The 21802-nt window shown below is 38.1% G+C and carries 19 protein-coding genes; 11 read left to right on the top strand and 8 right to left on the bottom strand.

Annotation, left to right across the window (positions count from 1 at the left end; all coding sequences use genetic code 11):
• The first annotated feature begins 121 nt into the window (after positions 1–121).
• From B2V92_RS01955 to B2V92_RS01945, 3 genes are all read left to right on the top strand, one after another.
• On the top strand, positions 122–1099 hold the full coding sequence (locus tag B2V92_RS01955; RefSeq protein WP_293304358.1) for a M28 family peptidase: 978 nt from the start codon (positions 122–124) through the stop codon (positions 1097–1099).
• Between the two features lie 179 nt (positions 1100–1278).
• The gene (locus B2V92_RS01950) at positions 1279–1650 is read left to right on the top strand and encodes a BlaI/MecI/CopY family transcriptional regulator (RefSeq protein ID WP_293304356.1); all 372 of its coding nucleotides are present in this window, start codon (positions 1279–1281) and stop codon (positions 1648–1650) included.
• Complete coding sequence (locus tag B2V92_RS01945) at positions 1650–3359, top strand: M56 family metallopeptidase (RefSeq protein ID WP_293304354.1); 1710 nt, start codon at positions 1650–1652, stop codon at positions 3357–3359. Before B2V92_RS01950 ends, B2V92_RS01945 begins: the two co-directional genes overlap by 1 nt.
• On the opposite strand, the gene rsmG is transcribed toward B2V92_RS01945, so the two are convergent.
• On the bottom strand, positions 3360–3995 hold the full coding sequence (gene rsmG, locus B2V92_RS01940) for a 16S rRNA (guanine(527)-N(7))-methyltransferase RsmG (RefSeq protein WP_293304352.1): 636 nt from the start codon (positions 3993–3995) through the stop codon (positions 3360–3362).
• A 25-nt stretch (positions 3996–4020) separates the two neighbouring features.
• On the bottom strand, positions 4021–5238 hold the full coding sequence (locus B2V92_RS01935; protein ID WP_293304350.1) for a glycosyltransferase: 1218 nt from the start codon (positions 5236–5238) through the stop codon (positions 4021–4023).
• A gap of 41 nt (positions 5239–5279) precedes the next feature.
• Between B2V92_RS01935 and tgt the strand changes: the two genes are divergently transcribed.
• From tgt to B2V92_RS01900, 7 genes are all read left to right on the top strand, one after another.
• Positions 5280–6410 carry a tRNA guanosine(34) transglycosylase Tgt gene (gene tgt / locus B2V92_RS01930; RefSeq protein ID WP_293304348.1) on the top strand — a complete coding sequence of 377 codons (1131 nt, stop codon included), beginning with the start codon at positions 5280–5282 and terminating at the stop codon, positions 6408–6410.
• Between the two features lies 1 nt (position 6411).
• Positions 6412–7515 carry an LptF/LptG family permease gene (locus B2V92_RS01925; protein WP_293304346.1) on the top strand — a complete coding sequence of 368 codons (1104 nt, stop codon included), beginning with the start codon at positions 6412–6414 and terminating at the stop codon, positions 7513–7515.
• A 2-nt stretch (positions 7516–7517) separates the two neighbouring features.
• Positions 7518–8396, top strand: coding sequence for a DMT family transporter (locus B2V92_RS01920; RefSeq protein WP_293304344.1), 879 nt, complete (start codon positions 7518–7520; stop codon positions 8394–8396).
• Between the two features lie 1789 nt (positions 8397–10185).
• The gene (locus B2V92_RS01915) at positions 10186–10377 is read left to right on the top strand and encodes a hypothetical protein (RefSeq protein WP_293304342.1); all 192 of its coding nucleotides are present in this window, start codon (positions 10186–10188) and stop codon (positions 10375–10377) included.
• Positions 10378–11071: 694 nt separating this feature from the next.
• Entirely contained in the window at positions 11072–13876 is a 2805-nt protein-coding gene (locus B2V92_RS01910; protein ID WP_293304341.1) for a hypothetical protein, read from the top strand.
• Positions 13877–13879: 3 nt separating this feature from the next.
• On the top strand, positions 13880–14158 hold the full coding sequence (locus B2V92_RS01905) for a lipopolysaccharide assembly protein LapA domain-containing protein (protein ID WP_293304339.1): 279 nt from the start codon (positions 13880–13882) through the stop codon (positions 14156–14158).
• A 291-nt stretch (positions 14159–14449) separates the two neighbouring features.
• Positions 14450–14845 carry a GxxExxY protein gene (locus B2V92_RS01900; RefSeq protein WP_293304337.1) on the top strand — a complete coding sequence of 132 codons (396 nt, stop codon included), beginning with the start codon at positions 14450–14452 and terminating at the stop codon, positions 14843–14845.
• A gap of 479 nt (positions 14846–15324) precedes the next feature.
• Here the strand turns inward: B2V92_RS01900 and B2V92_RS01895 are convergent, their stop codons facing one another.
• From B2V92_RS01895 to B2V92_RS01885, 3 genes are all read right to left on the bottom strand, one after another.
• Positions 15325–15621 carry a hypothetical protein gene (locus B2V92_RS01895; RefSeq protein ID WP_293304335.1) on the bottom strand — a complete coding sequence of 99 codons (297 nt, stop codon included), beginning with the start codon at positions 15619–15621 and terminating at the stop codon, positions 15325–15327.
• A 61-nt stretch (positions 15622–15682) separates the two neighbouring features.
• A complete protein-coding gene (locus B2V92_RS01890) occupies positions 15683–16405 on the bottom strand; it encodes a pirin family protein (RefSeq protein ID WP_293304333.1) in 723 nt (240 codons plus the stop codon).
• Between the two features lie 242 nt (positions 16406–16647).
• Positions 16648–17322, bottom strand: coding sequence for a DNA alkylation repair protein (locus B2V92_RS01885; protein WP_293304331.1), 675 nt, complete (start codon positions 17320–17322; stop codon positions 16648–16650).
• 550 nt (positions 17323–17872) lie between these two features.
• Between B2V92_RS01885 and B2V92_RS01880 the strand changes: the two genes are divergently transcribed.
• Positions 17873–19129, top strand: a complete 1257-nt coding sequence (locus tag B2V92_RS01880; protein ID WP_293304329.1) for a hypothetical protein — start codon at positions 17873–17875, stop codon at positions 19127–19129.
• A gap of 70 nt (positions 19130–19199) precedes the next feature.
• Here B2V92_RS01880 and B2V92_RS01875 read toward each other — a convergent pair whose 3' ends face one another.
• From B2V92_RS01875 to ispE, 3 genes are all read right to left on the bottom strand, one after another.
• A complete protein-coding gene (locus B2V92_RS01875; RefSeq protein WP_293304327.1) occupies positions 19200–20366 on the bottom strand; it encodes a trans-sulfuration enzyme family protein in 1167 nt (388 codons plus the stop codon).
• A gap of 107 nt (positions 20367–20473) precedes the next feature.
• The gene (locus B2V92_RS01870) at positions 20474–20893 is read right to left on the bottom strand and encodes an OsmC family protein (protein WP_293304325.1); all 420 of its coding nucleotides are present in this window, start codon (positions 20891–20893) and stop codon (positions 20474–20476) included.
• Between the two features lie 79 nt (positions 20894–20972).
• On the bottom strand, positions 20973–21802 hold an 830-nt coding region (ispE, locus tag B2V92_RS01865), incomplete at its 5' end, for a 4-(cytidine 5'-diphospho)-2-C-methyl-D-erythritol kinase (protein ID WP_349681416.1).

Here is a 21802-nt window from a genome sequence, read left to right as displayed (position 1 = left end):
TCGCAGGTTTTAAAAACCTGCGAGGTCTAAAGCAATATCCCAATAATTAATATCTTTATAAAAATTTGAACGGATAACCGTTCTTTTGATCGATAAGATAACGATCCAAACCTATTAAAACATGAAAATCCTATATATTCTTCCTTTGGCCATGATGCTAAGCTGCTGTTCATCGGTAAAAAACCAAACCAGCCCTACCGACACGGACAAATTAGACACCCAGTTATTAAAAGATGTTGAAGTGTTGTCATCAGATGCTTACCAGGGCCGTAAAACCGGCACAAAAGGAGCTGAAATGGCAAGGGCATATATTATCGCAAGGTTCCAAAAATTGGGCTTAAAATCCTATCCACAGCATGTAAACTATGCCCAGGAATTCACTTTTAATGGCAGGGGCGGCACAAAAGTAAACGGAACCAATATTATCGGCTACATTCCGGGCAAAGGAACCAATGTAATTGTTGTTTCTGCACATTACGATCATTTGGGGGTAATTAAAGACGAAGTTTATAATGGTGCCGACGATAATGCTTCAGGAACTGCAGGTTTATTAAAAATTGCGGCTTATTTTGCGAAAAATAAACCCAATAACACTATCATTTTTGCGTCCTTTGATGCAGAGGAAATGGGTTTGCAGGGCGCAAAAGCATTTGTTGGCAATCCGCCCGTGAATATCAATACCATTGCAATAGACCTGAATATGGATATGATCAGTCACAGCGATAAAGATGAGTTGTATATCTGTGGAACTTTCAAATATCCCGATTTAAAGAAATACGTTGATACCACAAAAACCAACATCAAATTACTTTTCGGTCATGATGATCCTAAACAGGGCCATGATGACTGGACCAACCAGAGCGATCAGGGCGCTTTTAATGCCAAAAATATCCCGTTTTTATACTTCGGAGTCGAAGATCATAAAGATTACCATAAAGCCACCGACGAATATTCGACCATTACTAAACCATTTTTCAGCAATGCCGCAAACGCTGTACTGGATGTTGTAAAAAATATCGACAAACAAACTGGTTTACAGCAATTGTTAAAAGATAAAATGATGATGATGGATAATCCAAGAAAATCAGAAAGATTCTAAAAATTTTACAATATAAGTTAAAGCCTGCCCCATTCGGCAGGTTTTTTTATGCCTGAATTTTTCTAAAACAAAAATTATCAAACTGATTATCAATAAATTAAAATATTCACTATAAAAATAGTTTGCAAACTATTTTTATAGTAGTAACTTCATATAACCGAACTACAAAAATAGTTGATATGATAAAAGAACTCACAAAAGCAGAAGAACAGGTAATGTTAATCCTTTGGGAAATGGGCGAAGCCCTGGTAAAAGATGTTATCGAAAGAATGAACGAACCTAAACCTGCCTACAATACGGTTTCAACGGTAATCAGGGTGCTGGAAGGTAAGGGTTTTGTTGACCATAAGGCTGTAGGCAATACACACATCTACTTCCCTATTGTAAAAGAAACTGATTATAAACGTTTTGCATTCGACAAAGTGATGAACAATTACTTCGAAAACTCTTACGAAAGCCTGGTATCCTTTCTGGTAAAGGAAAAAAGCATGAGCACCGAAGAGCTTAACGAAATTATCCAATTGGCAGAGAAACTTAAAAAAGACAAGTGATGAGCTGGCTGTATTATTTACTCGAAGCAAATCTATACCTGATCCTATTTTATGGATTTTATAGATTATCCCTACACAGGGAAACCTTTTATTCATTAAATAGGTATTACCTGATTTTCAGTTCGATACTGGCTTTTATACTTCCGTTCTTTCAACTGGGATTTTTAAAAGCACCTGTAATTGAGCAGATTAATATCGTTTCCACAGAAACGGCCGACCCTGTTCAGGTTACTGAAAATCTTACTATAAAACCTTATCAGACAGGTATTTTCACCTTCGACAATATCATTATTGCTGTTTATATTTTAGTTGTTACTGTGTTTTTAATTAAACTGTTTTTTGGTTTGTCCAAAATCATCAGGATGTTGAAATTGCCTTCTCTCAAGCTTGAAAATGGAGTAAAAGTGATCGATTTAAAAGATTCAAAAATTGCCTTTTCATTCTTCAACCTGCTATTTTTAGACCCTTTACTGCCTGAGAAAAGCACCATAATCAAACACGAACTGGTACATATTAAACAGCGGCACAGCTTAGATGTGCTGTTATTTGAAATAATCCAGATTATCAACTGGTTTAATCCCGTTTCTTACCTGGTTAAAAAAGACATCAAACTGATCCACGAATACCTTGCCGATGAAGAAACAACCAAGGGCCAAATTGAAAAATACCAATATGCCATGTTTCTCATTCAAAACTCAACTGGTGCACAGAACTTAACCCTCACTAACCAAATATTCAGTTCATCAATTTTAAAAAAACGAATTAGTATGCTCAATCAAAAGAAATCAGCACGCTGGGCAAGGCTCAAACTGCTATCCGTACTGCCAATTACCATGGGAATTTTATGTACTTCTACCCTGGCTTTTACAAAAGATTATGGATTTGTAGAACTTGGCACCACTTTAAACAAATTTCCTGCAAAACAGGATACAGTTAAAAAGCCTTTCGATACCAATGATGGTATACATGTACCAAATGTAAAGGAATTATATTTGGCCCTGCGTAGAGATCCTAAAACGCAAAAGTTAACTACCTATACAAAAAAATTAATATTGTTAAATGGTAAAGAAATAAAAGCAGGCACTAGTGGTGGGGTAAAAAATATCCAGCATATGATTACACTAACTGGATCTGCTGCAAAAGCAAAATATGGCGAAAGGGGGGCAAATGGTGCTATAGAGATTATTAGTTCAAATCCTGAAATAGTTGGTCTCCCTCCACAAACTAAACCTGCTAATCCTTCTCAAAAAACTGTAATCTTAGCGCCCCCGCCCCCAGTTGGGAGAGACACAACAAAAAATAAAAAATCACACAAAGAACCTATTAAAGCTCGCAAAGCTGCAATCGCAAATAAAATGGAACAAAAATATCAAACGAATGCTAGTAACAAAATACCAGATATTAAGTTAGAAGATATCAATACTTCAAAAGTAGAACAGAAAAAAGTACCACAATTGGTATTGGAAATGCACCAAGACGAAATTGTTAAGCGCAAAAATGATAAATTAACCATTAATATACCTCAAGGTGCCATTGCCGAATTAACCGTCTACAATTCGACTTATGATAAAGCTTTTTACAAAAGTGCAGATTACAGGAATGATTGGAATGCAAAAGAACTCCCAGATGGAAACTACCCTTACAACTTTGTATTTAGAAAAGATGGAAAAGTAGTTGGTGGAAAAAGCGGTTTTGTGCAAATCCATTAATTACTGCGGCACATACACCACATACTTTGTTTCGAAGAAATCTTCCTCAAAATAAGCTGAAAGCGGGTATAATTCTGCTTTCAGTTTCGATTCTTTAATCTCCTCAGCTAAATCGCCCCCTTTTAAATACAAAATCCCATTTGGAATGGCATTTAACGAGTCTTTTTTAAATTTCCCCTGTATCCATGGATAAAATTCGCCCAAACGCGTAACCGCCCTCGAAACAATAAAATTGAACTTATCTTTAATCTGTTCGGCCCTTAAATGATCAGCTTTTAAATTCTCCAAACCCAGTGCCGAAGCCACTTCTTTTACAACCTTAATCTTCTTACCGATAGAATCTACCAGATGAAACTGTGTTTCAGGGAACAAAATTGCCAGTGGAATACCCGGAAAACCACCTCCTGTGCCCACATCAAGCACCGATTCACCTGCTTTAAAAGTACATACCCTGGCTATCCCCAACGAATGTAACACATGGCGTTCGTACAGTTCTTCAATATCTTTTCTCGAAATTACATTGATCTGTGCATTCCAAAAGCTGTATAATTCGAACAGTTGCGAAAACTGTGCTAGCTGTTTTTCGGTCAGATCAGGAAAATATTTTAAAACGATATCAGGCTTTACATCAAGCATATTGTAATTACTAAAGATTAATGAATTATTTCCAGTTTATTTTTTTCTTGCCAAACAGGGCAAAAAATCCGTTAAGGGTTAAAAACAGGAACAAAAGTATGTCTAAAATCGGGAACCACCAACGCAAATCGCTATAGTTTAAGCGTTTCAACAGTTTTGGATAGATAAAACACCTGATAATGATACTTAAACCAAGAATCGCCAAGGCCACATACTGGGCCTCGCGGCTAAAAAACATACAGGCAGCAAAGAAAGCATAAAAAAGAAACTGCACCACGATCTGAATGCTCAGAATAAATTTATGCTTTGGCTTATATAGCTTTCCTGCACCAAAATGGCGTTTTTTCTGTCTCAAATAACCTCTCCAGGTTCTATTCGGCTCACTCCATACATGGCTGTCGGCATTTATACGGATCTCGGTATTGTGTTTATTGGCATGTGCATTTACAAAAAGGTCATCATCACCGGATGGGATATGGATGTGTGCTGCAAAGCCCTTATTTTTAAAAAAAAGCGACTTTTTATAGGCCATGTTTCGTCCAACGCCCATGTAAGGCATTCCTTTTAATGCAAAGGAAAGGTAATTTACCGCTGTAAAAAATGTTTCGAAACGGATCAGTGCATTTAACAAACTCCTTCTCTTGATATAAGGTGAATAGCCCAGTACTATTTCTGTTTTCTCATCTTCAGGCTGCTGCATATCCATTAGCCAATGTTCAGAATTTGGTGTACAATCTGCATCGGTTAAAACCAGCCAATCGTATTTCGCTGCCTTTATGCCCATGGTTACGGCGAATTTTTTACCGGCAATAAACTTATCGTTATCTAAAATTTTAACAACTTTAACATTGCTGTGTTTCTTTTCAAAAGCTTCCAAAAATTCTTCTGTACCATCCCACGAGCGATCGTTAACCACTACAACTTCGTAAGTTGGATAATTCTGGGTTAATAAGGTTGGAAGGTATTTCTCCAGGTTAACAATTTCATTCCGGGCGCAAACAATTACACTTATTGGTTTTCTTGCCGATAAAGGCACCTCTTCGATACTTACATTGGCCAGTTTTAAGTGTACAAAAAGTGCATAATAAAGCTGAACCAACAGGCAGAAAGCCAATATCGAGAGCAGAATAATTTCAAGCGGGGTTAATATCACGATGGTAAAATAAATAGGCGCAAATTTCTCATTTTTAATCTGTAAAACACTTTTATGTGGATAAAAATTTAAACAAAAATATGCCCCCATTTTTTGTTATTTTTGGCAGATTTTGAAGAGAAAGAATATATATGAAATTTAGTTTACAGGCTAACGATCCACTATCTAAAGCCAGAGCAGGGACGGTAACAACGGCCCATGGCGAAATACAAACCCCTATTTTTATGCCTGTGGGCACTGCCGGAACGGTAAAAGCTGTTCATCAGCGCGAACTTAAAGAGGATATTGATGCGAAAATTATCCTTGGCAATACTTATCACCTTTATTTAAGACCAGGTTTAGATATCCTCGAAAAAGCTGGCGGACTGCATAAATTTATTGGCTGGGACCGTCCGATTTTAACCGATAGTGGTGGTTACCAGGTATATTCTTTGAGCAAAGTGCGTAAAATCAAGGAAGAAGGCGTTACTTTCCATTCACATATTGATGGTTCTAAACATCTTTTCACTCCTGAATACGCGATGGATATACAGCGTACCATTGGTGCGGATATTATTATGGCATTTGACGAATGTACGCCATATCCATGTGATTATACCTATGCAGCGCAATCGATCAAAATGACGCACCGTTGGTTAAAACGCTGCTGCGAACGTTTTGATACTACCGAACCTAAATATGGCTTCGATCAAACCCTTTTCCCTATTGTGCAGGGCTCAGTATACAAGGATCTTCGCATTAAATCTGCCGAATTTATTGCCAGCATGGGCCGCGAAGGCAATGCCATAGGCGGTTTATCGGTTGGTGAGCCTGCAGAAGAAATGTATGCAATGACAGAAGTGGTATGTGATATATTACCGGCCGAAAAACCACGTTATCTAATGGGTGTAGGCACGCCGATCAATATTTTAGAGAATATTGCATTGGGCGTTGATATGTTCGACTGTGTAATGCCTACCAGAAATGCAAGAAACGGCATGCTTTTTACCAGACACGGCATCATCAACATCAGGAATAAGAAATGGGAGAACGATTTTTCACAATTGGATGCAGATAGCGATCTTCATGTTGATCAGGTAACTACAAAAGCATATTTAAGGCACCTGGTGCACAGCAATGAGATGCTTGGCGCACAAATTGCTACCTTGCATAACCTGCACTTCTATCTTTGGCTGGTAAAACAGGCCAGGGAAAAGATTATAGCGGGCGAATTTTATGATTGGAAGAACAAAATGGTTAAAGTATTAGGCAATAAGCTATAAAATGAGTCTGTTAAAAGGAAAGATAAAAATCATCGATCAATACATTATCGGTAAATACCTGGGTACATTTATATATACCCTGGCCATTTTCGTAATCATTATTGTGGTGTTCGACCTATCTGAAAAGATGGATGATTTTATGAAAAGCGGACTAAGTTTCTGGGGAATCCTCTCCAAATATTACGCCGGCTCCATTCCCTTTTATGTGAATATGCTTTCGCCCCTGATCAATTTTATTGCCGTAATTTTCTTTACGGCAAAGATGGCCGATCAAACGGAAATTGTTCCGATTTTAAGTGGCGGTGTAAGTTTTAACCGTTTTTTGTTCCCTTATCTGGTATCAGCCAGCATTATTTTTTCGGCCAATCTGGTATCGAATTTATACATTTTACCTTATACCAATACACTAAAAAACCGTTTCGAAAATACCTATGTAAAGCGTAACGACCCATCCACAAAATCGAACATCCACATGAAACTGGATGATAAAACCTATATCTATATTGACAACTTCGATAACAAAACAAATTCGGGTTATCGCTTCTCTTTAGACAATTTCAATGGTGATATTTTAACCAAAAAGATTGTTGCAGAAACCATTAAATGGGACTCGTTGAAAAGGAAATGGCAGCTTACCAATTACTCGATTCGTAAGGTTGATGGCCTAAAAGAAACTATGATTTATGGCAATGGAAAATTAAAAGACACCATCCTCGATATGCGCCCGGATGATTTTTCTGCCTACGATAATGTGGTACAGAATTTAACCACGAAAGAACTTTCGGAGAAGATCAGGAAAGAGAAAATCCGCGGAACGGGAGTAATGAATGATCTGCAATTTGAAAAATATAAACGTTATCTGCATCCACTTTCGGCATTCGTTTTAACACTAATTGGGGTTGCGCTATCATCGCGTAAAGTTCGTGGTGGGGTTGGTGTATCATTGGGTATCGGTATCTTCATTAGCTTCGCTTATATCGTATTTAATCAGTTTACACAGATGTTCTCTACCAAAGGTGGATTACCTCCTTTTGCGGCTGTTATTATGCCTACAATCTTCTTTGGCCTACTGGGCTTTTATCTATTAAGGAGAGCTCCTAAATAGCAATGGAAGCAACAAAAAAGAACCTGCTTATCCTCCATCTTACTGTATTCGTTTGGGGCTTTACCGGTGTGCTCGGCAAAGTAATTTCTATTGATGCAGTACCTATGGTCTGGTACCGTGTTTTGATTGCAACAAGCACGCTGTTCGCCTGGTTCCTGATCACAAAAAAGAATATTAAGGTTACAAAAAAACAGTTTTTCCAATTCTTTTTAACCGGCGGAATTGTTGCCATCCACTGGATTTTTTTCTTCCACGCCATCAAAGTTTCTACCGTTTCGGTTACTTTGGTATGCCTTTCTTCCTTCACATTATTCACAGCAATTTTAGAGCCGCTGATCAAAAAACAGCCAATCCAGATGGGCGATATCCTGATCGGTTTATTGATTATTTTAGGTATTTACATGATCTTTAAATTCGAAGGACAGTATACTTTGGGGATCATTTTTGGCCTATTGGCTGCAGTTGCATCAAGTCTTTTCTCAACCATAAATTCTACGCTAGTTCAAAAAAGCGAACCTTCAATCATTGGTTTTTACGAACTGGTAGGTGCGCTATTCTGGATTACTTTATACCGTTTATACGACGGCAGTTTATTACACACCTATTTCAATTTAAACCTAACAAACTGGCTTTATTTAGCATTGCTTGGAACCCTTTGCACTTCTGTTGCCTACGTTGCAGGCGTATCTGTAATGCGTACATTATCTGCATTCAGGGTAGCGTTAATTACGAACTTAGAACCCGTTTACGGAATCGTGCTCGCTTTCATTTTCTTCCAGAACAAAGAACAAATGACTGGTGGATTTTATATCGGTGCCACAATTATTTTAGGCTCCATATTCCTGTATCCAATCTATAAAAAGAGAAAGAATAAGCTGTAGAAAATAAGGCAAGATCTGATTGTATCTACGTAAGCTATCCATTAAAAAGATCACCTAAAAAACATCGTCATCTCAACCGGAGTATCGAGGAATAGAGAGATGCTATCTCGATAGACTTCTCGAATGTATTGCTCTCCGACACTATTAACATCGCTTAAAAAAGCAACGTCATCCCGACCGAAACGCAGTGGAACGGAGAGAGCTATCTCGATAGATTTCTGCTCATCAGGTCTTCAAATTTTCAACTAATTTACACTTGACTACCATTAGAAAACACACCCAAAAACGATTCGTCATCTCGACTTAAGCAAGGCGTAATAAAGAGTTTTTCTCGAGATAGATTTCTCGGCTCCGTTGCCCTCCGCTCGAAATGACGGCAACATTAGGGGAGTTATCCCATCAAATAGCGAGCCTTCAAAAGCTCAACTAATCCGCACTCCATTACCTTTTACAACTCTCAATAAAAGCAACATCATCTCGAATGAAATGCTATGAAATGGAGAGATCTAACCTTATAGAATTAACTCCCAAAGATTAAATCTATCCGTACTAAATGCAAGCCTCATAATGGGATATTGCGATGCTGAATGACTTGTTATTTCTGAACATTTTTAAAGCACAAGTCAGGCCAACACACTTCACCGTCTGCACCAAGACTTGCGCTAGAAAGGGTTTACAGCTACCCTCAAAACAACTCGTCATCTCGACTGAAGCGAAGCGTAATGGAGAGATTTAATCTTGCAGATTTACTTTCCTGAGATTAACTTTCTTAGTGTTTAATGCAAGCCATAAAGCGGAACATCACTATGCTAGACGACTTATTATTTCTGAACTTTTCTAAAGCACAAGTCAGGCCAACACACTTTACTGTCTGCACTAAGACTTGCGCTAGAAAGAATCATCTCGACTGAAGGATAACCTGTACCGATTCTTCATCGGTGGCGAAACGGAGAGACCTATCTCGAGATAAATTTAGCTTCGCTGAGCACTTAAGTGGTTCTCGATTACGTTGCCCGATAGCTATCGGATTCGCTCAAAATGACGGAAATTTTTTAGCGTTATTTAAGACAATTCATCTATCAATAATATCAACTTTATACAATAAATATCTCTCAAAAAATGACCGATCATACTGGATCAATTTAGCACAATATCCGTCTATAAAACATCACATAAAAACAACAGAATATCAAGCTCAAAAAAAGAAAAATAAGCTAACAAAATTTCGATTAACTAATATGAAAGAGAATAATAAAAACAGCACTATTTCTCAAACAAAATAACTTAAAAATATAATCAAATCAGAATGAAAATTAGCCACATTATAGCAACATAAACAGACCTAATAAAATGAAAAAAAATTAAGCAAAAATTAAATTTCAAAACCACTAAAACATCCATAATTAACCCATATAACAATTGATAAATAATCTGGCTAAAAACCCAATAAATGCCTATAAATTATGCGGTAAAAACCACTATTTAAATCACGCAAATTGCCGGTAAAAGTCATTAAACATTATACCTGGTTACTCATTAAAAATATAAAGCAAAGTAACTGTTAAAGCAAACTACATTTTTATGTCCGCTTCTTTACCTTAGTAAAAACGGACTCAATCAACAACTAAATCATCAATATTTCAAGATCAGATCTCCCTAAAAAATGTAGAAAAACAACCCCAATAGTATATCAAAATTTAACCAACAAGATGCAAAAACGATCAAAACCCAATCATTTTACCAATTCGAAAACCTTAATAAGAATTCATTAAAAAACCTTGTTTAAACAATGATAGAGCAGGTTTTTAGAATAAAAATAGACTTTTTAAAAAAAGCATTCAAAAACCCTATCGTTCGGGAATATCGCAAAGAATTGGCATTATCAGATCAAAAAACTACCAATTCGGGAGGCAAAAGCATCAAAAAAACATACAAATCAGCTTCCTATAATCAAATTTTAAGCAAGAATTTCAACGCATAAATCATTGTTCAGCATAGAAAAAACACAATTTTTAAGTGCTTATATAGAGAATTCTGAGACTGCATAATTTGAAAATCCAGTTTCATGGGAGCCATATCACGATATAATATTGATTGATTTTGATTAAAATTAAGAAGAAAAACAAAAGACATTTTGTCATACAAATATTATCAACACACATAAAACTTCTTCCTGAAAACGCTGTCTATTTCGAAAGTTTACCTCAAACGCCTCCCGGGTTAGGGCTAAGCAGATTGAAAATTCCAACTCAAAAAATTCAATTTTAACACACAAATTCTGCGCTGTTTTCCCTGTTATCAGGAGCAGTGTTAAACCAGTTTAAATCTTCAGGCATATCCAATAAATCTGTGCTTCCGTGCAATCATTTCAGCGACAAGAACAACAATGTGTAAATCATACAGAATTTAAAAAAGGAAGAAAAATTTTTCAGGAAAATCGATTAATAAGTGTAAATTAATTGAATAATGCTGATCAGAATAAAAAGAAGCTTTAGTGCATTAATCAGCAACAAATTTAGCGCAAATTTTATCTAAAAATCAACTTTATAAAGATTTACATAAAATTCATTAACATTTAAAAATCAGTAATTTAAGTTACTTAATATAAATTAAAAATTTACAATTCAAAACAACCGTAAATTTTAAAAAACTAAATATTTTAGCAAAGAATTTAGATGAATTTAAAAAAAGCAAACAAAAAACTAATTATCAAGTATTTAAGTGCAATTACTTTAAGTTTTATTTCACCATCAGTTTTTGGACAGATTTTCAGCACTGCACAAAACCCACTTAGTGTAAAATGGAACTACATTTCATCGGGCGGCTTTAAAATCATCTATCCCCAGGAACTGGAGAAAGAAGCCCAAAGAATGGCCAATACCCTACCCTTTATCTACACCAAAATAGGACTGGGTTTAAGCCAGAAGAAAACCTCGATTCCGCTCCTATTGCAGAACCGCGGAACGGTGGCAAATGGCTTTGTACAGCTCGGCCCAAAGAAGTCGGAGTTTTATGCTACCCCACCACAATTTTTCGATAGTCAGGACTGGCTGAACAACCTCGCCGTGCACGAACTTAGGCATGTTGCACAGTTTGACAAATTGACAGGAATGCAGGCACATCCATTTCCGGAGCTGGTTTACTTTGCCTACTTTGGGGCAGGCATACCAACCTGGTTTTTCGAAGGCGATGCAGTGGTGAACGAAACCGCTCTGACCTATTCGGGCCGGGGCCGACAGCCCAACTGGATCATGCCTTACCGGGCTTCACTTTTGGAAGGCAAAAAATTAACGTACAGCAAAGCCTATTTCGGATCGAACAAAGATGTTACCCCGGGCTACTATCAAACCGGATATCTGATGGTATCAGACATGAAAGAAAAATACGGTCAGTTCATTTCCGACAGCTTACTCGGCGATATCAGAAAAAGACCAGTTCGGCCTTATCCATTTTCGAAAAGCCTAAAAAAATACACAGGCGAAAACACGCGTCAATATTTTCTGTCGACCCAAAACAAGCTTGCCGAAACATGGAAAAAACAGGAAGAAAAATCCGCAACAGAAAACTATGAAAGTTTAAATAAAAAAACAGCATTAGCAACCAATTATTTTCTACCGGCACGATTAAATAAAAACCAGATTTTAGCACTAAAAGAAAGCAAAACAGATGCCCGATATTTTGTGATGATCAACGAAGATAAATCAGAGCAAAAATTATTCGGAATCGGTTACCAGGAACAGCCCTGGTTCAGCATAAAAAACGACCTTTTGGTTTGGGATGAAATCCGCTACGATCCAAGGTATAAACAGAGGAGCTACAGTGTAATCTGCTCGTATAACTTAAAGACCAAAAAATTCAACAAATTAAGCAGCAAAAGCAGGCTCTTCTCTCCCAGCCTATCGGAAGATGGAAAGAAAATTATTGCAGCCAAAGTTGAACTCAACAACCAGTTCAATCTGGTAGAAATTGATGCTGCCTCTGGAAAAATACTAAAGACCTATCCAAATCCGGAAAATGAAATTCTGCAGATGCCTGCATTTGATAAAACAGGAAATAAGATTGCATATATCGGTGTAACGGAAAAAGGAAAAACTTTATGGCTGATGGATGGAGAAAAAAAATCGGCACTGATTTCCGACAGCAGACAACAACTGAGTCGACCGGTTTTCATTAACGACAAAATTGTTTTCAATGCACACTTTAACGGTATCGATAATATTTATGGAATAGATCCCGCTTTGAAAAAAATTACAGCCCTTAGTGCTTCCAAATATGGGGCCTTCAACCCTACCGAAACCAGCGAAGGAAAAATCATTTTTAACGATTATAAAATCAACGGTTACGAAATTGCAGAAACCGGCATTACCGAAAAACCTATAGGCGAAAACAACTTTGTTGATTTTTCGGCCGCAGCAGAAAAGCAGGAGAACGTGGGTAATGTTTTCGATAAAATACCCGATAGCACTTATCAATCTAAACGTTACCATCAGGCACTAAATCTTTTCAGCATCCACAGTATTATTCCGGTGATCGACAATGAATATGTTTTCGGTCTGGAGCTGCAATCGAACAACCTGCTTAACACCATGGACTTTTATTCGGGGGCAAAATACCACCGCGATTTAAAGCGTTTCGAGTACACTGCAGATATAAGCTATAAGGCGCTTTATCCAGTGTTTAGTGTATTGTACCGCAACCGCCCAAAAAGAACGTTCTACAGGGCTAAAAATGTGGCGCAACAGGGCGACTGGAGAGAGAACTATATCAAGCTTAATGCATCGCTTCCATTATCATTCAATGCGCGCAATGAGAACTATGCTTTCACCTTAAATGCGGCAACCAGTTTTACACAAAGATACATGCCCGAAAACATGCCGAGCAACTTTATCCGCGAGCTCAAATTCCCGATGGAATACAATTTTACATTTAACCACAGTGTGCGCACTACCGAAAGAGACATCGCTCCAAAATGGGCGCAGGTGTTTAGGGTTACTTACGATCACCAGCCGTTCGACAAAAATTTAGGTGGAGAAATTTTAGCGCTCGAAAGTTTTCTTTATTTTCCTGGGCTTGCTAAAAACCATTCTATTCTGGCGAGCTTCAATTACCAAAAAGCAAGTGGTGTAAATCAGTACGCCTCCGAGATTGCAACGGTGTATGGGTACAACAATATTTTGGCAAAAAGCAAACTACAGAACAGCTTACTTTTTAACTACCGCTTCCCATTTGCCTTCCCCGATTGGGAGTTGGGTCCGTTAGCTTACGTGAGGAATTTCAGGGCCGGCCTATTTTGCCATTATGAGAACATTGGCAAAGGCACAACTTTTAACGACCCGAAAACTTATGGAGTAGAATTGAACACAAGTGTAAACCTTTTGCGTTACCAACCTGTTGTAGATTTAGGAGCGAGATTGGTTTTTGTTAACCAGATTTACAATCAAAATCCGATATTAGAGTTTTCATTTAACTATAGCTTTTAAGCCATGAGCGCAAAAACAATTTCCATTATCATACTAACGGTATTACTAACAGTTTTCTTAATGGTAAATACCGAACCTGTAGATTTCGACTTCCTTGTTGCAACGGTTCCGGTATCCAAACTTCTGGTTATCGGTATCTGCATCATCATCGGTTTTATCATTGGCTTCGTGGTTGGCCGTCCGCGAAAAACAGTAAGCAGTTACGATGATGAGATCGAAAGACACCAACCTGCTTCGAGCAAAAAAGAATTGAGCGACGAGGACAGGGATTATATCAGTTAGATCTATGATTAATAAGATTATTGGATTTCAGGATCTTTATGCTTCAGAGTAAAATGGATAATGCCCGGATCCAGGATTTTTATGATTATTGGATTTAGGATCTGGTTGCGCGATAATTACTAGTGCCAGGATTGATAAGATTACTTGATTTCAGGATTCTGGATTATTAGATTTCAGAATCTCCATATTGCAGAATTCCAAATTGATAACTTTTAGGATTATTCGATTTTAAAACTTATTTTAGTTGTAAAGAAAATCCCTATTTCTTACAGTAAATTTTAATTTATTAATATGAAATATGGCGATTTAACCGGTCGGATTATCGGCTGTGCAATGAGGGTTCATTCTTATTTGGGTTCCGGTTTTCAGGAAAAGATTTATCAGAGGGCTTTAGCTATCGAAATGGAAATTGACAAATTATCCTATAAAGAAGAAATGACAATGACCATTTTTTATCGGGATATTAAAATCGGTTTCAGAAGAGTAGATTTTTTCGTCGAAGACCAGATCATGGTAGAATTAAAAGCTGTGTCGGAATTGAATGATGCCCACCTCGCACAAGCAATCAACTATCTTGAAGCTTATAAACTACCCGTAGGACTTTTGATCAATTTTGGAAGCCGCAGCTTGACTTTTAAGAGAGTTTACAATACGAAGCATCCGGAGAACAAGCCAGGATTAATATGATTTAAGGATTGAAAGATCTAAGAGCAGACAAACGAAACCAACACAAATATCCGGAGAACAAGAGCTATGATTAGAATGATTTTAGGATGATAAGATTCAAGTGGGAGACAAAAGGGACCCGCACAAATATCTGGAGAACGAGAGCTATGATTAATATGATTTTAGGATGATAAAATTCAAGTGGGAGACAAAAGGGACCCGCACAAATATCCGGAGAACAAGAGCTATGATTAGAATGATTTTAGGATGATAAGATTCAAGTGGGAGACAAAAGGGACCCGCACAAATATCCGGAGAACAAGAGCTATGATTAGAATGATTTTAGGATGATAAGATTCAAGTGGGAGATAAAAGGGCCCACACAAATATCCAGTGAATAAAAGCTATGATTAGTATGATTTTAGGATGATAAGATCTAAAAGTAAGAAGAGGAATAAAATTTATAAACCTGATCATAAAATCCTATCATCTTAAAAATCCTAGCTGATCGCTGTCATTATTTCTCCATAAAGAAGTCCACTCCCTCCACCATAATGCTGGATAATTTTTAAGCCTGGCCTCAGCTCGGTTAGTTTTGTTCTTAATGCTTTTTCGCATTCGGCATCAATTCCATTACCCAACAATACCAGATTTATTTGTTGCGTTTCGCAGATTTCGGCAGCCTCTTCATCAGTGCATACACAGATACCTTTCCACTCTGGCCGCGCATTAAGTAGCCTGTTCATTACTACGGTAATTTCTGTATCCCTACCGATATAAAGTATGGTGGTTTGCATAATTTTCTAAAAAATAAACCTCGCAGGTTTTAAAAACCTGCGAGGTTTGGTTAAAATTATTTTAATTCAATTCCATCGGAACATCCATCAATAAAACTTCTGCTCCTGCGGTATTGGCTTTAAAGCTGATGCTATCGGTATCCCATACACCTAAGCCATCTCTTTTACTCAGCACCTGTCCGTTAATGGTTACTTCTCCGCTGATTACAAAAGCATATACGCCATTACCGGCTTTTTTGATTTTGTATTCTGTTTCGAAACCTTCATCAAAATTACCTAACGAAAACCAGGCATCCTGATGGATCCAAACGCCTGCATCATCTGCATTTGGCGATAAGATCTGCTGAAAATTGTTGTGACTTGCAGCAACATCGATCGACTGCTGATCGTAACGCGGTGTAACATTTTTCCTGTTCGGGAACAACCAGATCTGCAATAAATTTAACTGCTCATCAGCGTTTGCATTATACTCGCTGTGGCTTACGCCTGTTCCGGCGCTCATTACCTGGATTTCCCCGTATTTGATTATCGCCGAACTGCCCATACTATCTTTGTGCGCAATTGCACCTGCCAACGGAATGGTAATAATTTCCATGTTATCGTGCGGATGGCTACCAAAACCCATTCCACCATCAATCAAGTCATCATTTAAAACCCTCAAAACCCCGAAGTGCATCCTTTCAGGATTGTAATAGTTTGCAAAACTGAATGAGTGGTGTGCATTTAACCAGCCATGATTAGCATGACCGCGAGTGTTTTCTTTGTGCAAAATGAACTGTGACATAAATTTCCTTTCTTATTTATGATACAAAGTTAATACTGTAAGGCTTGCTGTGCATTGATGTAGGGTAAGAAGTGAAGAGTGCTGAGCAGAGAGCGAAAAGCGTTGGGCAAAGAGCTAAGTGCAGAGGGCGCTGGGCGTTTGGTGGTGGGCGATTTGCATTTGGTAAAAGATATTTTAAGCCCAGAGTCTTTAGCCTCCAGTCTTAAACCTTTAGTCTTTTTCCTTTGGTCTTTAGTCTTTCTTTAAAATTTCGCCTGTACAGCATCGCTATTAAGTTCTCTCAAAGCATCTAAAGCTACCCAATTTGTTTTTTTATTATTCTGCGCGAGAATATTATTAGCCGTTTCGATAGCATGCTGATGCAGAAAAGCATTGCGTTTACCGATTTGCCTTAAAGCCCAGTTAATTGCTTTTTTAACAAAATTTCGGTTGTCGTAAGCTTCTCTTTCGATTATCGGAAGAAAAGCAAGAAAAGTTTCGTTGGGTTCTTTTTTAAGATGAACAGCTGCCTCGGCCATTAACACAAAACCGGTACGTTTTACAAATTCAGCTTCTGCCTGTGCAAACTCAAAAGCTTTCGACTTAAAATAAGGCGTTTTAACGAAAAGATTTCCACAGGCCTGATCACATATATCCCAGGAGCTAAAATCTTTTGTCCACGCGTTTATTTGCGTTTCTGTTACCTGTTTATAATCACCGATGAAGGTAGCCAGTAAACGTGCTTCATGAAATCCCGTTTCCCAGAGCAATAAAGAGAGTTCCTGATTTTTACCGATCTGTTTGCCCAGCTTGCGGATATTGGGCACACGGATGCCGAAAGCTTTAGAAATATCGATCCCAAAATGGGCCATTTTCTTCAGGTAATCGGGTTCGCTGATGGACCGGAGCTCGGAAAGGATAAAATCGATGTCGTTCATAATACGAATTTAGTTTTTCTGAATAAACTTCCGAAGTTTCGGTGGGCCAATGTGTAAGGGGTAAACTTCGGAAGTCTAGTTTTATTTATTTTTTTTACCATATGAGACATGTAAGGGCCATATAAGTTTATGTTTTCGCATATTGAACTATCCAAATAAGGTGCTAAATCTGATAGCTAAGTCTTTATTTTTCATGACCACCTTAGTCACCTGAGTTTAGCAGAATGGATAATTTAATAATTACTTGGGACCTCAATTTCTGTTGATACTGATCATATTTTTATCCCCTTTCCCTATTCGATCGTCATGCTGTCCCGAAGCTTCGGGACAGCATCCTTCCTGCTAAATGACCCTGAAATAAATTCAGGGTGACGACCTGAATTAAAAATATCCACAAAAGATATTTGAGGAAGTGTTATTAATCAAAATCAGCCTAGGAAATACCTTTTATTCTAAACATAACCAATCCTTAACACCCTTACGGGTTTAAGTTTATACATACACTTTAAACTTGTTTCAGTTTAACCAAAACAATCAATATTATAAATCTATGCAAAAAACCATTATTCCGATGCTATTGGCGTTATGCCTGTTCGCATTTTCTTGTAAGAAGAACAACTTTTCCGAAGAGCAATTGAATACCACTCTCCAGAACAAAAATATGCTAATGGCTGCCAACGCCGCCGCCGCTGCAACGCCAAGTGTAAATGCTTATACCAATACGTCAGCCTATATCAACACGGGCTTTACATTTTTAAACCCAACACAGATTGATAAAAACCGCCAGGCAATCGGTGGCAGTGCTTACACCGAGGTTTACGGTTTTAACGTACCTGAAGAAAACCGTGTAAGGGGTATCAGGTGGAACGAAGATGATGAAACTACTTCAATATGGCGTCCGCAGGGCATTGCCGGTTTCACGAGGAATGGTGTACGCTATCTATTGGTAAGCTGGTATGCGAAAGATGCTGCAGAGAGTAAAGGTTCGAGAATAACCCTTATCGATATCAGTCCGAGTTCGTCCACTTATTTAACTTACAGACACATTTTACTGGTACAACCTACTTTGCCAACCGGCACATTAGATTATACACAATACAGTTCTTATGCGCCATTAAATGTTCATGCGGGCGGAATCGCTTATTTTAACGGTAAAATCTATCTGAGCAGTACAAGTCTTGGCTTGAGGGTATTCGATTTAGACAAGATTATCGAAGTAACCTCGGGAACCGGCACCGAAAACAAATGTGGTAAAGACGCCAGCGGCAATCTTTATGCGTTTAATTACCGCTACATCCTGCCACAGTTGGGTTATTATAAAATTAATGACGCGGATCCCTTTTCAACCGTACAGGTAAATTACGAAAACAACCAGTTATGGACGGGCCAATATTATGCCGGAAGTGCAGATGCATCTATCATACCTAAAATATTCGGATTTCCGATCAATACTGCCGGCGAGCTTCAAAACTCGGGCATACAAACGGTAATCCCTAAAAACAGCCTGTTTGCCTCTGATCACGCACATGGCATACAGGGTGTTTTCAGAAAAGGGAACAGAACCTGGCTCTCGTGCACCGGATCGCCAAGCGAATCGTATGGATCTACCGCCCGTTTAGCAAGATATACCGATGGCGATACCAATACAGTGAGGTACAGATGGCCTTATGGTGCCGAATCTTTATATCTTGAAGCACAATATGGCTACTTATGGAGCTTAACCGAATTTGAACCTAATGCAGGGGCTAAAAATGGCAGTCAGGTTAACCGCTGCATATTTGCTGTTGATTTTTCTAAATACGAATAACAATATTGCCGAAAACAAAAAGGGAGATGTTTAAAAACACCTCCCTTTTTTAATATATTTTGATTGCAGATTAAGCTAAAGCCTGCTCAATATCGGCTAAAATATCATTAATATGCTCTAAACCGATTGATAAACGGATAGAACCCTGTTCAATACCTACTTCATTTCTCTGTTCTTCGGTAAGTTTGCTGTGCGTACTCGTGGCAGGATGCGTAGCAATAGAACGTGTATCGGCTAAGTTTGCAGAGATAGAGAACATCTCTAAACGATCCATAAATTTACGGGCCACATCTATACCACCATCAACCACGATGGTTACAATACCTCCACCCTGTTTCATCTGCTTTTTGGCAATTTCGTACTGCGGGTGCGATGGCAGGAAAGGATATTTAACCAATTTGATTTTCGGGTGTTTTTCCAAATACTCGGCCACTTTTAGCGCATTTTCGCAATGACGGTCCATACGGATAGCCAAAGTTTCTAAGCTTTTAGATAAAATCCATGCATTAAAAGGTGAAAGTGATGGTCCGCTGTGACGGGCAAAACCTACCACCTCGGCAATCAGCGCCTTTGTACCTAAAATAATGCCCCCTAACACACGGCCCTGTCCGTCGATGTACTTGGTAGCCGAATGGATAGAAATATGTGCGCCAAACTTAATCGGCTGTTGCAGATAAGGTGTTGCGAAACAGTTATCAACCACCAATAAAATATTGTGTTTTTTAGCCAGATCGCCCAAAAATTCAAGATCGATGATATCAATACCTGGGTTTGACGGCGTTTCGACAAAAATCATTTTGGTATTTGGCTTGATCAATGCTTCCCAATCCTGTGGTTTGTCTAAATCGGCATAATCAAAGGTTACCCCCCAGTTAGAGAAAACATTGGTCAACAATTGATGTGTAGAACCAAAAACCGAACGGCTCGAAACCAGATGATCGCCATTTTTTAAGAAAGCGCCAAAAGTGGTAAAAATGGCCGCCATACCGGTTGCGGTTGCAAAGCCATCTTCAGCACCTTCCAAAAGGCACATTTTATCGATAAACTCTGAGGTATTCGGATTTGAATAACGGCTATAAACATTCCCTTCTTTCTCATTTGCAAACAGGGCACGCATTTCTTCCGCATCATCAAATTTATAACTCGAAGTGAGGTAAATCGGCGATGAATGCTCTTTATGCAAACTGCGTTCTGTTTGGGTGCGTATAGCTATGGTTTCAAAATTTTCGGATTTCATTGTATTCTAAGATATTATTATGAGATGTGAGACATTAGATTTGAGACACTAGACTTGAGATTTGAAACTTTAGATATTGTTACTAAGCCTTACGCCTTAAACCTTTCCTACACCTTGTTTATTTTGTAAGTAAAGTTAATTGTTGCTGAGCGGCCTAAAATATTCGATACGGAGCAGTATTTATCGAAGGTCATCTGTAATGCACGCTCTACTTTTTGTACGCTTAAATCGCCATATAGATCAAAATGGATATCAATTACATCAAAAATCGGCGGCATTTCTTCCTCTTTACGTGTGGCATTTATCGCGATTTTAACATCATCAAGGGGTTCCTTTTGCTTCGTTAATACATTTACCATATCAATTCCGCTGCAACCACCTAAACCTATCAATAGCATTTCCATTGGCCTGAAACCTTTTCCTTCGCCACCTATCGCAGCCTTTGCATCCAGCTCTACAGTAAAACCGCTCTCGTTTTCTGCTTCAAAATTAAATTTACCGCTTTTGCGGACTAGATTAATGTTCATGTTGTTAGTATCGAGTATTTAGTATCAAGAATCAAGACGAATTTGCTTTAGTCTTTCTGCTTTAACCTTTAAGCTCTATTTAAATATTATAATAAACTGTGTTGTTTTTTTCCAGTTCTGGCAATTTAACCGGATGGCTAAATAATGCAAAAACCGACGAACCGCTACCACTCATTAAAGCGAATGTTGCGCCTGCATCGTATAAACTGGTTTTTATTTGACGAATTTGGGGATATTTTGCGAAAACCGATATTTCGAAATCGTTAATAACCTTATATTTCCATGTTGTTGGATGCAAATGTATGATTTCTTTTAACGATTGCAAAGGTTTTTGAGGTTTTACATGTGCATAAGCATCGGCTGTGCTTACATGTACGGGCGGTTTTACCAAAACTTTAAACCAGGCTGACAAATCTACTTCGCACTTTTCAAATTCATCGCCTTTATTAAAAGCATAAACAGGCTTATTTTCGATAAAAAATGCACAGTCGGCACCAAGCTGACGGGCATAATCTTCCATCTTACTAGTGGATAAACCTAAATTGAACTTTTCATTTAATAATTTGATCAGAAAAGCACAATCTGCCGATCCACCACCTAAACCTGCCCCTACCGGAATATTTTTCAACAAATCAATCCGCTGTGCCGGAATATCAAAATCTTTTTTGATTAACTGATAAGCTTTAAAACACAGGTTATCGTTCGCATCGCCGGGAATATCAATCCCGTGTATTTTGCAAAAAGTTTCTTTCGTATCGGTAATTTCGACCGAATCCTTAATATTGATCGGATAAAAAACCGTTTCGAGGTTGTGGTAACCATCGGCACGTTTTTCGGTGATATTTAAACCTAGGTTTATTTTTGCGTTGGGGAAAGATAACATACAGATTTGAGATTTGAGATTTGAGA

The organism is Pedobacter sp. UBA5917, assembly GCF_002432345.1.
GTDB lineage: Bacteria > Bacteroidota > Bacteroidia > Sphingobacteriales > Sphingobacteriaceae > Pedobacter.
The sequence above is the reverse complement of the archived record's forward strand: the minus strand, read 5'-3'. Positions and strand labels throughout refer to the sequence as shown.

Excerpts from the sequence above, each read along its gene's own strand:
- B2V92_RS01955 (WP_293304358.1), top strand. The coding sequence starts at position 122 with ATGAAAATCCTATATATTCTTCCTTTGGCCATGATGCTAAGCTGCTGT.
- B2V92_RS01950 (WP_293304356.1), top strand. The coding sequence starts at position 1,279 with ATGATAAAAGAACTCACAAAAGCAGAAGAACAGGTAATGTTAATCCTT.
- B2V92_RS01945 (WP_293304354.1), top strand. The coding sequence starts at position 1,650 with ATGAGCTGGCTGTATTATTTACTCGAAGCAAATCTATACCTGATCCTA.
- rsmG (WP_293304352.1), bottom strand. The coding sequence starts at position 3,995 with ATGCTTGATGTAAAGCCTGATATCGTTTTAAAATATTTTCCTGATCTG.
- B2V92_RS01935 (WP_293304350.1), bottom strand. The coding sequence starts at position 5,238 with ATGGGGGCATATTTTTGTTTAAATTTTTATCCACATAAAAGTGTTTTA.
- tgt (WP_293304348.1), top strand. The coding sequence starts at position 5,280 with ATGAAATTTAGTTTACAGGCTAACGATCCACTATCTAAAGCCAGAGCA.
- B2V92_RS01925 (WP_293304346.1), top strand. The coding sequence starts at position 6,412 with ATGAGTCTGTTAAAAGGAAAGATAAAAATCATCGATCAATACATTATC.
- B2V92_RS01920 (WP_293304344.1), top strand. The coding sequence starts at position 7,518 with ATGGAAGCAACAAAAAAGAACCTGCTTATCCTCCATCTTACTGTATTC.
- B2V92_RS01915 (WP_293304342.1), top strand. The coding sequence starts at position 10,186 with ATGATAGAGCAGGTTTTTAGAATAAAAATAGACTTTTTAAAAAAAGCA.
- B2V92_RS01910 (WP_293304341.1), top strand. The coding sequence starts at position 11,072 with ATGAATTTAAAAAAAGCAAACAAAAAACTAATTATCAAGTATTTAAGT.
- B2V92_RS01905 (WP_293304339.1), top strand. The coding sequence starts at position 13,880 with ATGAGCGCAAAAACAATTTCCATTATCATACTAACGGTATTACTAACA.
- B2V92_RS01900 (WP_293304337.1), top strand. The coding sequence starts at position 14,450 with ATGAAATATGGCGATTTAACCGGTCGGATTATCGGCTGTGCAATGAGG.
- B2V92_RS01895 (WP_293304335.1), bottom strand. The coding sequence starts at position 15,621 with ATGCAAACCACCATACTTTATATCGGTAGGGATACAGAAATTACCGTA.
- B2V92_RS01890 (WP_293304333.1), bottom strand. The coding sequence starts at position 16,405 with ATGTCACAGTTCATTTTGCACAAAGAAAACACTCGCGGTCATGCTAAT.
- B2V92_RS01885 (WP_293304331.1), bottom strand. The coding sequence starts at position 17,322 with ATGAACGACATCGATTTTATCCTTTCCGAGCTCCGGTCCATCAGCGAA.
- B2V92_RS01880 (WP_293304329.1), top strand. The coding sequence starts at position 17,873 with ATGCAAAAAACCATTATTCCGATGCTATTGGCGTTATGCCTGTTCGCA.
- B2V92_RS01875 (WP_293304327.1), bottom strand. The coding sequence starts at position 20,366 with ATGAAATCCGAAAATTTTGAAACCATAGCTATACGCACCCAAACAGAA.
- B2V92_RS01870 (WP_293304325.1), bottom strand. The coding sequence starts at position 20,893 with ATGAACATTAATCTAGTCCGCAAAAGCGGTAAATTTAATTTTGAAGCA.